The sequence below is a fragment of the Pseudomonas azotoformans genome (genome assembly GCF_900103345.1).
In the GTDB taxonomy this organism is placed as follows: Bacteria; Pseudomonadota; Gammaproteobacteria; order Pseudomonadales; family Pseudomonadaceae; genus Aquipseudomonas; species Aquipseudomonas azotoformans.
Map to the genome: position 1 here is coordinate 5,573,274 of NZ_LT629702.1, position 13,706 is coordinate 5,586,979.

11 protein-coding genes are annotated in these 13,706 nt (G+C 62.1%); 6 read left to right on the forward strand and 5 right to left on the reverse strand.

Annotated elements, in window-relative coordinates:
* Window positions 1-37: 37 nt before the first annotated feature.
* Entirely contained in the window at window positions 38-358 is a 321-nt protein-coding gene (locus BLR69_RS25165) for a hypothetical protein (protein WP_071494277.1), read from the reverse strand.
* 256 nt (window positions 359-614) lie between these two features.
* Here BLR69_RS25165 and BLR69_RS25170 point away from each other — a divergent pair, with 256 nt between their 5' ends.
* Both BLR69_RS25170 and BLR69_RS25175 read left to right on the forward strand, forming a co-directional pair.
* Complete coding sequence (locus BLR69_RS25170) at window positions 615-905, forward strand: nucleotidyltransferase family protein (RefSeq protein WP_076955290.1); 291 nt, start codon at window positions 615-617, stop codon at window positions 903-905.
* Window positions 902-1,246 carry a HepT-like ribonuclease domain-containing protein gene (locus BLR69_RS25175; protein WP_071494275.1) on the forward strand — a complete coding sequence of 115 codons (345 nt, stop codon included), beginning with the start codon at window positions 902-904 and terminating at the stop codon, window positions 1,244-1,246. Before BLR69_RS25170 ends, BLR69_RS25175 begins: the two co-directional genes overlap by 4 nt.
* A gap of 36 nt (window positions 1,247-1,282) precedes the next feature.
* On the opposite strand, the gene BLR69_RS25180 is transcribed toward BLR69_RS25175, so the two are convergent.
* On the reverse strand, window positions 1,283-2,701 hold the full coding sequence (locus BLR69_RS25180) for a short-chain fatty acid transporter (protein ID WP_071494274.1): 1,419 nt from the start codon (window positions 2,699-2,701) through the stop codon (window positions 1,283-1,285).
* Window positions 2,702-2,886: 185 nt separating this feature from the next.
* Between BLR69_RS25180 and BLR69_RS25185 the strand changes: the two genes are divergently transcribed.
* Entirely contained in the window at window positions 2,887-4,176 is a 1,290-nt protein-coding gene (locus tag BLR69_RS25185; RefSeq protein WP_071494273.1) for an MFS transporter, read from the forward strand.
* A 3-nt stretch (window positions 4,177-4,179) separates the two neighbouring features.
* Here BLR69_RS25185 and BLR69_RS25190 read toward each other — a convergent pair whose 3' ends face one another.
* Window positions 4,180-5,550 (reverse strand): GntT/GntP/DsdX family permease, encoded by a 1,371-nt coding sequence (locus BLR69_RS25190; RefSeq protein WP_071494272.1) that lies wholly within the window; start codon window positions 5,548-5,550, stop codon window positions 4,180-4,182.
* Between the two features lie 242 nt (window positions 5,551-5,792).
* Between BLR69_RS25190 and BLR69_RS25195 the strand changes: the two genes are divergently transcribed.
* From BLR69_RS25195 to BLR69_RS25205, 3 genes are read left to right on the forward strand one after another with little or no spacing between them, the layout of a single operon-like run.
* Entirely contained in the window at window positions 5,793-7,013 is a 1,221-nt protein-coding gene (locus BLR69_RS25195; protein WP_071494271.1) for a TolC family protein, read from the forward strand.
* Between the two features lie 18 nt (window positions 7,014-7,031).
* On the forward strand, window positions 7,032-8,138 hold the full coding sequence (locus tag BLR69_RS25200; protein WP_071494270.1) for an efflux RND transporter periplasmic adaptor subunit: 1,107 nt from the start codon (window positions 7,032-7,034) through the stop codon (window positions 8,136-8,138).
* Between the two features lie 18 nt (window positions 8,139-8,156).
* A complete protein-coding gene (locus tag BLR69_RS25205) occupies window positions 8,157-11,297 on the forward strand; it encodes a CusA/CzcA family heavy metal efflux RND transporter (protein WP_071494269.1) in 3,141 nt (1,046 codons plus the stop codon).
* 168 nt (window positions 11,298-11,465) lie between these two features.
* Here the strand turns inward: BLR69_RS25205 and BLR69_RS25210 are convergent, their stop codons facing one another.
* Together BLR69_RS25210 and BLR69_RS25215 are read right to left on the reverse strand one after the other, a co-directional pair.
* The gene (locus tag BLR69_RS25210) at window positions 11,466-12,851 is read right to left on the reverse strand and encodes a heavy metal sensor histidine kinase (RefSeq protein WP_071494268.1); all 1,386 of its coding nucleotides are present in this window, start codon (window positions 12,849-12,851) and stop codon (window positions 11,466-11,468) included.
* Window positions 12,848-13,522, reverse strand: a complete 675-nt coding sequence (locus BLR69_RS25215) for a heavy metal response regulator transcription factor (protein WP_058423142.1) — start codon at window positions 13,520-13,522, stop codon at window positions 12,848-12,850. Before BLR69_RS25215 ends, BLR69_RS25210 begins: the two co-directional genes overlap by 4 nt.
* Window positions 13,523-13,706 lie beyond the last annotated feature (184 nt).

A 13,706-nucleotide genomic window follows, 5' to 3' on the forward strand; every position in this document is an offset into this window, starting at 1 on the left:
ATGTGACGGAACGAAGACAGTGATTTGAATCAGAGGATCACAGCAGACGCAGTGCCAACTCGCTGCCGGCGCGCAAGTACTCGACCTGGGCCGTCACCGCGTCCTTGACGATGGCCTCGCCCGTGTCGGTCAGCCTGGCTTTCTTTGCATCGATGACACTGGTCTGCAACAACTGCATGGCCACGTCGATCGATTTCTGGAAGGCGGTCACGTTGTTGTGCAGGCCGAATTCCTTGATCACCGCGGCCATGCGGCGATCTGCGTCGTCGCGCAAGGTCCTGTATTCAGTGACTGAAACGTTGCCGTCCTGGTAGATATCAGTGATCAACTCTTCCAGTGATTTGGATAGGGGCGTCATCGGAGTTTCCTTGGTGCTAGGTGAGTAGGAGTCCGAGTCAGGTTAATCAAAGGTATTGGTGGGTGGAGCCAGAGGTTGCCATTCATCCGCGTGAGATATGCCCACGCGTTCGATCAGACATGTGCCGTATTTATAAGGATCAGATGTTTGGGCTGTATCGAATCTCTTGGTAACACCGCCACGGGCCGTATGCATGTGTCTACAGACGGTCAGCGCTGCTAGACTGGATCAGTAATGGATACCACTGAGGTGAACCGTGAAACCTTCAACCGCCCTTGACCTACAGCGTGCAGCCGTAAGAGAAGTGGTAGGCCGTTTTCGCATCTCAAATCCGAGAGTATTTGGGTCTGTATTACTGGGTACCGACCAAGAGGGCAGCGATCTGGATTTGCTGGTCGATGCTCCGCCGGGAACCACTCTCTTTGATCTGGGTGGGCTGCAGGTAGAACTTGAGGATCTGCTGGGTGTCAATGTGGACTTGCTGACGCCGGCCGATTTGCCTTTGACGTTTCGCGCAAAAGTCTTGGCTGAGGCGCGGCCGGTATGACAATGAACCGTCTTGAAGATTATCTGAGTCACATCCGCAGAGCTGCCACTGATGCGATCACCTTTGTTGACGGCTTGGGTAAAGAAGGTTTTTTGGAAGATCGGCGTACTCAGCAAGCGGTGATCATGAGCCTGATCATCATTGGTGAAGCTTCTACGAAAATCATGGACCAGCATCCGGATTTTGCGTCACGTCACCCGCAAGTCCCATGGCGTAGCATGTGCGGAATGCGCAACCGAATCGCCCACGGTTATTTCGATATCAACCTTGATGTGGTTTGGGACACGATCCAGAGCGCCCTGCCTGATCTATTGGAATGTCTTCCTGTTGCGCCTGAATGAAGCACCTGTTGCAGCAACAGGTGCTTCATCCATTGATTAGGGCATTACCGGCGGCAAATACTTCAACGTCGTCCCCAGCGCCCACAGCAGGAACAACACCAGCGGCGTATGTACCAGCAACTGCACGAACGAGAATCCGATCAAGTCCCGTGCCTTCAGCCCCAATACCCCCAGCAACGGCAGCATATAGAACGGATTGATCAGGTTCGGCAGCGCCTCGGCGGCGTTGTAGATCTGCACGGCCCAGCCCAGGTGGTATTGCAGGTCATTGGCCACTTGCATCACGTACGGCGCTTCGATGATCCACTTGCCACCGCCCGACGGGATGAAGAAACCCAGCACCGCCGAGTACACACCCATCAACAACGCGTAGGTGTCGTGGGACGCGATGGAGGTGAAGAAGGTCGAGATATGGTGCGCCAGGGTCTGGCCGTCACCGCCCTTGACCACAGTCATCAGCGCTGCGATCGAGCCATACAGCGGGAACTGGATCAGCACGCCAGTGGTGGTCGGCACCGCCCGCGCCACCGCGTCAAGGAAGCTGCGCGGGCGCCAGTGCAGCAGGGCACCGGTCATGATGAACAGGAAGTTATAGGTGTTCAGCCCCGAGATCGCGCTGATCGCCGGCTTTGTCGAGAACTCATGGAACAGCCAACCGGCCGCCAGCAGCGCCAGCAAAATAGTCAGCAATGGACTGTGTTCCAGCCACTCGCCCGGCCGGGTCGGGGCTTGCAGCTTGGGCAGGTTGAACGCCGGGTCGACCCCACAGGCCTTGGCATCGCGGGCGCTGTTCGGGCCGGGTGCGGTGGCGTAGGCGATAATCAGCGACACCACGATCAACGCCAGCAACAGCACGCCGGATTGCCACAGGAAGATGGTGTCGGTGAACGGGATCACCCCCGTGATCGACAGAATCGACGGCGGCAGGCTCGCCGGGTTTGCCTGCAGCTGTGCCGCCGATGACGACAGCCCCAACGCCCACACGGCGCCAAGCCCCAGATACGCGGCGGCACCGGCAGCACGGTAATCCATGCGCAGATCCGTGCGTCGCGCCAGCGCCCGCACCAGCAAACCGCCAAACACCAAGGATAAGCCCCAGTTCAGCAACGAGGCGACCATCGAGATCAGCGCCACCCAGGCCACCGCTGAGCGGCCGTTCTTCGGAATACGCGCCAGGCGGTCGATCAGTCTCACCGCGGGCGGCGAGCTGGCCACCACATACCCGCCGATCACCACGAAGGCCATCTGCATGGTGAACGGGATCAGGCTCCAGAACCCATCGCCAAAGGCCTTGGCGGCTTCGGTCGGTGCGGCGCCCATACCCAGGGTCGCCACGGCGACGATGATCACGGCGAGGGCGGCGAATACCCAGGAGTCTGGAAACCAACGCTCGGCGAAATTGGAACAGCGCAGGGCAAATCGAGCATAGCGGCTTTCTTCGATAGCATCGGCCACGAGTCTTTCCTCTTATAGTTATTAGGGTGCAGGCAATTTTCCGGCATGTTCCGCTACGGCCATTGATATGGGAATGCAGTTATCTTCATCGATCCATGAGGAAAACAAATATATCTGCCGCGATTGCCATCATTGGGCGCAGCTCATAACCTGCACGCCATTTTGTTTGTCTGCCGAGCCTTCACATGACTGCCACCTTTCCTACACAGGCGCAGCGTTTTTCCCGCTCCGACTACAAAACCCTGGGCCTGGCCGCCCTGGGCGGTGCCCTGGAAATCTACGACTTCATCATCTTCGTGTTTTTTGCACTGACCTTGAGCCAACTGTTCTTCCCGCCGGAAATGCCCGAGTGGCTGCGCCTGCTGCAAAGTTTCGGGATCTTCGTCACCGGCTACCTGGCGCGCCCGCTGGGCGGCATCCTGATGGCGCACTTCGCCGATCACCTGGGACGCAAGCGCGTGTTCAGCCTGAGCATCCTGATGATGGCCTTGCCTTGCCTGCTGATCGGGATCATGCCCACCTATGCGCAAATCGGTTACTTCGCCCCATTGATCCTGCTGGCGCTGCGCGTGCTGCAAGGTGCGGCGGTCGGGGGTGAAGTGCCCAGCGCCTGGACCTTCGTCGCCGAACACGCGCCGCCCCATCATCGCGGCTACGCCCTGGGCTTCCTGCAAGCCGGCCTGACCTTCGGCTACCTGCTCGGCGCCCTCACCGCCACGCTGCTGGCGCAGGTCTTCACCCCCGCAGAAATCCTCGACTACGCCTGGCGCTTCCCATTCCTGCTCGGCGGTGTGTTCGGCGTGATCGGCGTGTGGCTGCGCCGCTGGCTCAGCGAAACCCCGGTGTTCCTCGAAATGCAGGCCCGCCGCCAGGCCGCCGCCGAACTGCCCTTGCGCACCGTGCTGCGCGACCACCGCGCCGTGCTGCTACCGGCGATGATCCTCACCTGCGTGCTCACTTCCGCCGTGGTCGTACTGGTAGTCATCACCCCGACCATGATGCAGAAAACCTTCGGCATGAGCCCCAGCCACACCTTCGCCTTGAGCGCCTTGGGCATCGTGTTCCTGAACATCGGTTGCGTACTGGCCGGCCTGCTGGTGGACCGCATCGGCGCCTGGCGCGCGGTGCTGGTCTACAGCCTGTTGCTGCCGCTGGGGATTGCGGTGCTGTACGCCAGCCTGATCAACGGCGGGATATGGCTGGGCGCGGCGTATGCCGTGGCGGGCCTCAGTTGCGGCGTGGTCGGCGCGGTGCCGTCGGTGATGGTCGGCCTGTTTCCGGCGCAGGTGCGGGTGTCGGGGATTTCCTTCACCTACAACATTGCCTACGCGCTGTGGGCGAGTACCACGCCGCTGCTGCTGATTGCGTTGATGCCGACCAGCCCGTGGATCTGCGTGGGGTATTGCGTGGTGATGGGGGCGGTGGGGGTGGGGAGTGTGGCGTTGTTTGGCAATCGCCACACCTTGGCTGCGTAGGGGTTAGGTCAAGAAGTGCCAAAGCACCAGCGTACCCACCAAGCCGACGACTGAAACAATCGTCTGCAACACCGACCACACCCAGATCGTCTGCTTCAACTGCAAGCCAAAGTACTCACGCACCATCCAGAACCCGGCGTCGTTGACGTGGCAGAAGAACACCGAGCCGGCGCCGATTGCCAGCGCGACCAACGAGCTTTGCGTCACCGCCAGCCCGGCCATCATCGGCGCGAGAATGCCCGCCGTCGTGGTGGTGGCGACTGTCGCCGAACCCGTTGCCTGGCGCAGCGCAACTGCGATCAGCCACGCCAGCAGCAGGTAGGGCATGTGCGCGCCTTCGGCGACCTTGCTGATGGTCTGGCTCACACCGGCATCCAGCAGGGTTTGCTTGAGGCCGCCGCCGGCGCCGATGGTGAGCAGCAAGACGGCGATGGGGGCGAGGGCTTTGCGCAGGGTGTTGCCCACGTCGGCTCTTGGCATGCCTGCGGCCCAGCCCAGGCAGATCACGGCGGCGATCACGGCCAGGCCGAGGGCGATCAGCGGCTCGCCGAGGAATTTCAATGTCAGGCCGACGCTGCTGTCCGCTGGTAACGCAACCTTGGCCAGCGTGCTGCCGAGCATCAGGATCACCGGCAATAGAATGATCAGCAACGACACGCCGAAGCTCGGTTGGCGCGGCGCCTTGGGCGGTGCGCTGAACAGTGCGCCGATGTCCGCCGGTGCATCCACCTGCAGGCGTTTGGACAGCCAGTTGCCGTAGATCGGGCCGGCCAGGATCACCGCCGGCACCGCCAGGCAGAAACCCAGCAACATGGTCAGGCCGAGGTCGGCGTGCAACGCGCCCACCGCAATCAGCGGCCCCGGATGCGGTGGCATCAGGGCGTGCAGGGTGGTCATGCCGGCCAGTGCCGGGATGGCGATTTTCAGCAGCGGCTGGTTCGACCGCTTGGCCATTACAAAGATGATCGGCACCATCATCACCAGGCCCACTTCGAAGAACAGCGGCAGGCCGATCACCATCGCCACCAGCGCCATCACCCACGGCAATGACTTGCCCTTGCCCAGCCCGAGCAGGGTGGTGGCAATGCGGTCGGCCGCGCCGGATTCGGCCATCAATGCGCCGAGCATCGAGCCCAGGGCAATGATGATCCCGGCTTCACCAAGGATCGCCCCGGCGCCTTTGCTGAAGGCCTTGGCCACTTCTTCCGGCGGCAGGCCGGCGCCGACACCGGCGATGAAGGTGCCGATCAGGATCGACAGGAATGGCGGCAATTTGGTCGCGCTGATCAACACGATGATGCTGGCGATGGCCAGCAGTACACAGAACATAAGGCGAGTGTCGTGAACCATCCACGCGGCAGTCGATAACTCCAAGGCGGGACTCCTTATCGAACAGGTTGGGAGAATTGTTTCTTTTTGTTTCCTGCCCGAAAAGCATACCTGATACCGCGATAGCCAAGTGCTTATGTATCGTTTTGGTGCGATCAGCGGCAGGCCGCCGAAATGCCCGCCGCAGAGCCATTGCTGTCGGATTTGTAATCTTTGCTCCACCGCCCTGATAAGTCGCGCTCGCTACATTGCCTGCGCTTGTACTTCATGGGCGTGGAACTCTCGTTATGGCAATTTCCGTTAGAAAACTTCTGGGGACGGGGGCGTTGTTGCTGGTTGCCGGCGCTGCCCAGGCACAGGCCCTGACCCTCGATTCGGCCCTGCAAACCGCCTTCGCCAACAACCCTGACCTGGCGGCTGCACAATGGGAAATCGACATCGCCCAGGGCGGCCGCCAGCAGGCTGGGTTGCTCCCCAACCCGGTGCTCTCCTGGGATGCCGAAGACACCCGTCGCAACTCTCGAACCACCTCGATCAAGCTCAGCCAGGCCCTGGAACTGGGCGGCAAGCGTGGTGCGCGCATTGACGTGGCCAGCCGTGCCCAGGACGCCGCCGCCCTGGCCTTGCAACAGCGCCGCAACACACTGCGTGCCGACGTCATCGACAACTACTACGGCGCGTTGCGTGCCCAGGAACGCCTCGACCTGGCGCAGCGTTCCATGGCTGTGGCCGAGCGCGGCCTGCGCGTTGCCAATGGTCGCGTCACGGCGGGCAAAGCGTCGCCGGTGGAGGCAACCCGTGCGCAGGTACAGCTGTCGGAAATGCGCCTGGAATTGAACCGTGCACAGGTCGGCCTCACCGACGCCTATCGCCGCCTGGCCGCGAGTACTGGCAGTGGCGGCGCGGATTTCCAGGCCGTCGCCACACCGCCCCAATCCACACCGCCCCTGCCGCCGGTTGCGCAGTTGTTGACGCGCCTTGAGCAGACCACGGAACTGCGCCTGGCCGAATTGAACATCCTGCAAACCGAAGCCAGCGTCGGCCTGGAAAAAGCCCAGCGCATTCCCGACCTCGATGTGTCCATCGGCAGCCAGTACGACGCCAGCGTGCGCGAGCGCGTGAACCTGGTGGGCGTGTCGATGCCGATCCCCTTGTTCAACCGCAACCAAGGCAACGTGCTCGCCGCCACCCGCCGCGCCGACCAGGCCCGCGACCTGCGCAACGCCACCGAGCTGCGCTTGCGCACCGAAACCCGCCAGGCGCTGGACCTGTGGCAAACCGCCAATACCGAAGTGCGCGCGTTCAACCAGCAGATCCTGCCCGCCGCGCAAAGTGCGGTGGACAGTGCCACCCGTGGTTTCGAAATGGGCAAGTTCAGCTTCCTCGACGTGCTCGACGCCCAGCGCACCCTGATCGCTGCGCGCACCCAGTACCTCACCGCCACCGCCCAGGCCACTGACGCCTGGGTGCGTATCGAACGGATCTACGGCGACCTCGCCCGGTTTTGATTGTCTTTGGAGTCCTTTATGAACAACCGACACGGTGTGGCACTCGCCGTCGCCCTCGGCCTGATGCTGTCCGGCCTTGCCAGGGCCGACGAAGACGAAGGCGCACTTGAACTCACCGAACAGCAGATCCAGGCCGCCGGCATTCAACTGGCCCTGGCCGAGCCCCGCACCCTCAGCACGATGCTGGTACTGCCCGGCGAAGTGCGTTTCGACGAAGACCGCACCTCCCACATTATTCCGCGTGTGGCGGGTGTGGTGGAGTCAGTCAAGGCCAACCTCGGCCAGGCGGTGAAGAAGGGCGAGCTGTTGGCGGTGATTGCCAGCCAGCAGATCTCTGACCAACGCAGTGAGCTGGCCGCCAGCGAGCGCCGGGTTGAGTTGGCGCGCACCACCTTCCAGCGCGAACGGCAGTTGTGGCAGGACAAGATCTCCGCCGAACAGGATTACCTGCTGGCGCGCCAGGCTATGCAGGAAGCCGAGATTGCCCTCAACAATGCTCGCCAAAAAATGACTGCGTTGAGCGGCAGCGCTGTGCTGGTCGGCGGTAATCGCTACGAACTGCGCGCCCCGTTCGCTGGCGTGGTGGTGGAAAAACACCTGGGCGTTGGTGAAGTCGTGAGCGAGACCAGCAACGCTTTCACCCTCTCCGATTTGTCCCAAGTGTGGGTGACCTTCGGTGTGTTTCCCAAGGACTTGAACAAGGTCCGGGTCGGCAAACCGGTCACCGTCAGCTCCAGCGAAATGGGCACCGAAGTGCAGGGCACTGTGGCGTATGTCGGCAACCTGCTCGGTGAACAGACGCGCACGGCCACCGTGCGCATCAGTGTGCCCAACCCCGACGACGCCTGGCGCCCTGGGCTGTTTGTCAGCGTGCAATTGGCGACGGATTCCTACCAGGCCAAGGTCACCGTCCCGCAGACCGCGATCCAGACCGTCGAGGACAAACCCTCGGTGTTCGTCCGCACCGCAGAGGGTTTTATCACCCGCCACCTGGAGCTCGGCGCCAGTGAAAACGGCTACGTCGAAGTGCGCCAGGGCCTCGACGCCGGGGCGCAGGTGGCCACGGTCGGCAGCTTCACCCTCAAGTCCGAACTGGGCAAAGGCTCGGCCGAGCACGCCCATTGATCCTGCGAGTGATTTCCCATGTTTGAGCGCCTTATCCAATTTGCCATCGAGCAGCGCATCATCGTGCTGTTGGCGGTGCTGTTGATGGCCGGTGTCGGCATCGCCAGCTACCAGAAGTTGCCCATCGACGCGGTGCCCGATATCACCAACGTGCAGGTGCAGATCAACTCGGCGGCGGCCGGTTATTCGCCGCTGGAAACCGAACAGCGCATCACCTTTCCCATCGAAACCGCCATGGCCGGTTTGCCTGGCTTGCAGCAGACCCGCTCATTGTCGCGTTCCGGTTTGTCCCAGGTGACGGTGATCTTCAAGGACGGCACCGACCTGTTCTTCGCCCGCCAACTGGTCAACGAACGCCTGCAAGTGGCTCGCGAACAATTACCTTCCGGCATCGAAACTGTCATGGGGCCTATCTCCACCGGCCTCGGGGAAATTTTCCTATGGACCGTCGAGGCCGAGGACGGCGCCCGCAAAGAGGACGGCACGCCGTACACGCCGACCGACCTGCGGGTCATCCAGGACTGGATCATCAAGCCGCAACTGCGCAACGTGCCGGGCGTGGCCGAGATCAACACCATTGGAGGCTTCGCCAAGGAGTACCAGATTGCCCCCGATCCCAAGCGCCTGGCCGCCTACAACCTGACCCTGAATGACCTGGTCACGGCGTTGGAGCGCAACAACGCCAACGTCGGCGCCGGCTACATCGAGCGCAGCGGCGAGCAATTGCTGATCCGTGCGCCGGGACAGTTGGCGTCCATCGATGACATTGCCAATATCGTCATCAGCAGCTCGGACGGCACGCCGATTCGCGTGCGCAATGTGGCTCAGGTCGAGATCGGCCGCGAACTGCGCACCGGCGCCGCCACGGAAAACGGCCGTGAAGTCGTACTGGGCACGGTGTTCATGTTGATTGGCGAAAACAGCCGCAGCGTTTCCCAGGCCGTGGCGAAAAAACTCGAAGAGATCAACCGCTCGCTGCCTAAGGGCGTAGTGGCGGTCACGGTCTACGACCGCACCAACCTGGTCGAAAAAGCCATCGCCACCGTGAAGAAAAACCTCTTCGAAGGTGCGCTGCTGGTGGTGGCGGTGCTGTTCCTGTTCCTCGGCAACATCCGCGCTGCGCTGATCACCGCGATGGTGATTCCCCTGGCGATGCTGTTCACCTTTACCGGGATGTTCACCAACAAGGTCAGCGCCAACTTGATGAGCCTCGGCGCGCTGGACTTCGGCATTATCGTTGACGGCGCGGTGGTGATCGTCGAGACCGCCATCCGCCGCCTGGCCCATGCGCAACAGCGTCATGGTCGCCTGCTGACCCGCAGTGAACGCCTGCATGAAGTCTTCGCCGCAGCCAAGGAAGCGCGGCGGGCGCTGATCTTCGGGCAACTGATCATCATGGTGGTGTACCTGCCGATCTTCGCCCTAACCGGGGTGGCCGGGAAGATGTTCCACCCGATGGCGTTTACCGTGGTGATTGCCCTGCTGGGCGCGATGATCCTGTCGGTGACCTTCGTGCCGGCGGCGATTGCGTTGTTCGTCACCGGCAAGGTCAAGGAAGAAGAAAATATCGTCATGCGCAGCGCGCGCCGGGTCTATGCACCGGTGCTGGATTGGGTGATGTCGCACCGACCACTGGTGTTCAGCCTGGCCGTGCTGACCATCGTCGCCTCTGGCGTTGTCGCCAGTCGCATGGGCAGTGAGTTTATTCCTAGCCTTAGCGAAGGTGATTTTGCCCAGCAAGCCTTGCGTGTGCCCGGCACCAGCCTGACGCAATCGGTGCAGATGCAGCAGCAGTTGGAAAAAACCTTGATGGCCCAGGTGCCGGAAATCGAGCGCGTATTCGCGCGTACCGGTACGGCGGAAATTGCTTCGGATCCGATGCCACCGAACATTTCCGACAGCTACGTGATGCTTAAACCCAAGGACCAATGGCCGGATCCCAAGAAGTCCCGGGAAACCCTGATCGCCGATATCCAACGTGCCAGTGCGATTGTGCCGGGCAGTGCGTACGAGTTGTCGCAGCCGATCCAACTGCGCTTCAACGAACTGATTTCCGGCGTGCGCAGTGATGTGGCGGTGAAGGTGTTCGGCGATGACATGGACGTGCTCAACAAGACCGCCGGGGAAATCGCCGAGACGCTGAAAAAGCTCAATGGCGCCTCGGAAGTCAAGGTTGAACAAACCTCCGGCCTGCCGGTGCTGACCATCAATATCGACCGTGACAAGGCAGCGCGATTTGGCCTGAATGTGGGTGATGTGCAGGACACCATTGCCGTCGCCGTGGGCGGGCGCCAGGCCGGTACGTTGTACGAAGGTGACCGGCGTTTCGACATGGTCGTGCGTTTGTCCGACGCGCTGCGCACCGATATCGACGGGCTGTCACGCCTGTTGATTCCGGTGCCGGGTAGCGCGTCTGGCCAGTTGGGGTTTATCGCCTTGTCCCAGGTCGCCAGCCTGGACCTGGTGCTCGGCCCGAACCAGATCAGCCGCGAGAATGGCAAGCGCCTGGTGATCGTCAGCGCCAACGTGCGGGGGCGGGATATCGGTTCGTTTGTCGAGGAGGCCGAGGCTGCCTTGATCGCCCAGGTGAAAGTGCCGGCGGGCTACTGGACCACCTGGGGCGGCCAGTTCGAACAGTTGAAGGAAGCCTCCGAGCGCCTGCGCATCGTGGTGCCAGTGGCGTTGCTGCTGGTGTTCGGCCTGTTGTTCATGATGTTCAACAATCTGAAGGACGGCCTGCTGGTGTTCACCGGGATTCCGTTCGCCTTGACCGGTGGGATCATGGCGCTGTGGCTGCGGGATATTCCGCTGTCGATCTCGGCGGGCGTGGGCTTTATCGCCTTGTCCGGCGTGGCGGTGCTGAACGGCCTGGTGATGATCGCCTTTATCCGCAACCTGCGTGAGGAAGGGCGCTCGTTGTCGATGGCGATCAACGAAGGCGCGCTGACCCGACTGCGCCCGGTGTTGATGACAGCATTGGTGGCGTCCCTCGGGTTTATCCCCATGGCGCTCGCCACCGGCACGGGCGCCGAAGTGCAGCGGCCGCTGGCGACGGTGGTGATCGGCGGGATCATTTCCTCGACGTTACTGACCCTGCTGGTGCTACCGGCGCTGTATCAGTGGGCGCATCGCAAGGAAGAGCAAATACCTGAGGTGTGATCGTTGTGGTGAGCAGGCTTGTCCTGCGTTGGGTGGCGAAGCCGCCCCAAAACCAGGCACCGCATTTTTATTTGAGGAGACATGGAGCTGGTGATGGGGCTGCTGCGCAGCCCGGCGCGGGGCAAGCCCGCTCACCACATCAAGCCGGCTTACTGAAACACGGCGTGTTCAAGGAAGAGGAAACACCAGGCTGAACCGTGTGAACCGGCCCGGCTGGCTGCTGACGTCGGCGTGCCCCTGATGCAGGTGCATGATCGACTGCACAATCGCCAGCCCCAGGCCGGTGCCGCCTTCGGCACGGGTACGGCTGCTGTCGGCACGGTAGAAACGTTCGAACAGGTGGGGCAAGTGATGGGCTTCGATTCCACGCCCCGGGTTGCCGACCGACAGCGACACGTTCAGGTCGTAGCTCTCTACCAGCAATAACACGCTGGAGTCGCAGGGGGTGTGGCGAATGGCATTGGACAGCAGGTTGGAAATGGCGCGCTGGATCATCAAGCGGTCCCCGGTCACCCAGGCATCACCGCGCAGGCTCAGGGTCACGTGCTTGTCTTCGGCGCTGAGGGCGAACAGTTCCATCACCCGTTGCGCTTCCTCGGCCAGCGACACCGGGGCAAACCCGGCCCGTGCCGCCGGGTGACTGACCTGAGCCAGGAACAACATGTCGGACACGATGCGCGACAGACGCTCCATTTCTTCGGTGCAGGATTCCAGGCCGGCCTTGTACTCCGCCGAGGGCCGCTCGCGGGACAGGGTCACCTGGGCCTTGCCCATCAGGTTGGTCAGCGGTGCGCGCAGTTCGTGGGCCAGGTCGTCGGAGAACTGCGACAACTGCTGCACCCCGGCGTCCAGGCGATGCAGCATGAAATTGATGCCCTGGGCCAACTCGCCGAGTTCCTTGGGCAGGTTGTCCAGGGCCAGGCGATGGGTCAGGTCCTGGGTGCTGACCTTGGCCGCCACCCGGCTGAACTGCTGCAAGGGTGCAAGCCCGCGTTGCACCAGCCACCAGGCACCCATGCCGATCAGGATCAACAGCATCGGCAGGGCGATCACCGTGGAGCGCAGGTAGGCACTGAGCAGCGCTTCATCATCGGAGCGGTCCAGCGACAGCAGCACGCGTACGTACTCGCCCCCTTGCAAGGGCATCAGGCGCGTAGCGCTGAGAATACGGTTGCCCTGGCCATCGACCCAGTTCAAATAGGCCAGGTTCTTGCCGGTGGGCACGTCGAGCAGCAGCGGTTGCTGGGGCTTGGCGCCGACGCTGAGGAGTACCGGTGCATCGGGCCGTGCGCCGATGATGGTCAGGTAGATGTTGTCGTGGCCCATCACCAGGTCCAGCAGTGAATGGGGGCGGTTGGTGATGCGGTGTTCGTCGAGGCCCTGGCCGAGGGTATGGGCCAGTTGCTCCATTTTGTTTTCCAGACCCTTGCGGGCGAGCTTGTCCAACTCGTGCGTCAGGGCCAGGTACGCCAGGGTCGCCAGCAGCACAACCAACCCGGCGCCCATCAGGCTGACGGTCAACCCCAGGCGCATCGACAGGCTGCTGGTCTTCATGGCCGCGCCTCCAGCACATAACCCACGCCGCGAATGGTGTGGATCAACTTCACCTCGCTCTGGTCATCGACCTTGGCCCGCAGGCGGCTGATGGAGACCTCCACCACATTGGTGTCGCAGTCGAAGTTCATGTCCCACACCAGCGAGATGATTTGCGTGCGGGTCATCACCTCACCGGCCTGGCGCATCAGCACGTGCAACAGGGCGAACTCCTTGGTGGTCAGGTCAATCCGGCGGTTGCCGCGATAGGCGCGATGCCGGCGTGGGTCCAGTTCCAGGTCCGAGACGCGCAGCACGTCCGGCACCGGAATGTGTTCGCTGCGCCGTAGCAACGTACGCACGCGAGCGAGCAGTTCGGGAAACTCGAAGGGTTTGACCAGGTAATCATCGGCGCCCATGTCCAGGCCCTTGATCTTGTCGGCCAGCCGGCCGCGTGCGGTCAGCATCATCACGCGTTGGTTGCCGTCGCGGCGCAGTTGCTCCAGCACTTCCCAGCCGTCGGTGTTGGGCAGGTTTACATCAAGGATCACCAATTCGTAGCTGTGCTGTCGGGCCAGGTGCAGGCCATCGATGCCGCTGGCGGCGCAGTCGACGACATAACCGCTTTCGGTCAGGCCTTGCTGCAGGTAGTCGGCGGTTTTTTGCTCGTCCTCAACCACAAGGATACGCATGGGGAGTTACCTTCAAAGAAAACGAAAAGGGCATGGCCTCATGGCGAGGCGGGGGAGGCTGTAGGAAAACTCTGAACCGTGAAGTAGCTTTAGGGTCAAGCCATGTCAGGCAGGTGCGACGATTCGTCACTGCACCTGCACACAAAAAAAACGCCCCGAGCGGGGCGCAAAAATTCATCTCTGT

Excerpts from the sequence above, each read along its gene's own strand:
- BLR69_RS25165 (WP_071494277.1), bottom strand. The coding sequence starts at position 358 with ATGACGCCCCTATCCAAATCACTGGAAGAGTTGATCACTGATATCTAC.
- BLR69_RS25175 (WP_071494275.1), top strand. The coding sequence starts at position 902 with ATGACAATGAACCGTCTTGAAGATTATCTGAGTCACATCCGCAGAGCT.
- BLR69_RS25185 (WP_071494273.1), top strand. The coding sequence starts at position 2,887 with ATGACTGCCACCTTTCCTACACAGGCGCAGCGTTTTTCCCGCTCCGAC.
- BLR69_RS25195 (WP_071494271.1), top strand. The coding sequence starts at position 5,793 with ATGGCAATTTCCGTTAGAAAACTTCTGGGGACGGGGGCGTTGTTGCTG.
- BLR69_RS25200 (WP_071494270.1), top strand. The coding sequence starts at position 7,032 with ATGAACAACCGACACGGTGTGGCACTCGCCGTCGCCCTCGGCCTGATG.
- BLR69_RS25205 (WP_071494269.1), top strand. The coding sequence starts at position 8,157 with ATGTTTGAGCGCCTTATCCAATTTGCCATCGAGCAGCGCATCATCGTG.
- BLR69_RS25210 (WP_071494268.1), bottom strand. The coding sequence starts at position 12,851 with ATGAAGACCAGCAGCCTGTCGATGCGCCTGGGGTTGACCGTCAGCCTG.
- BLR69_RS25215 (WP_058423142.1), bottom strand. The coding sequence starts at position 13,522 with ATGCGTATCCTTGTGGTTGAGGACGAGCAAAAAACCGCCGACTACCTG.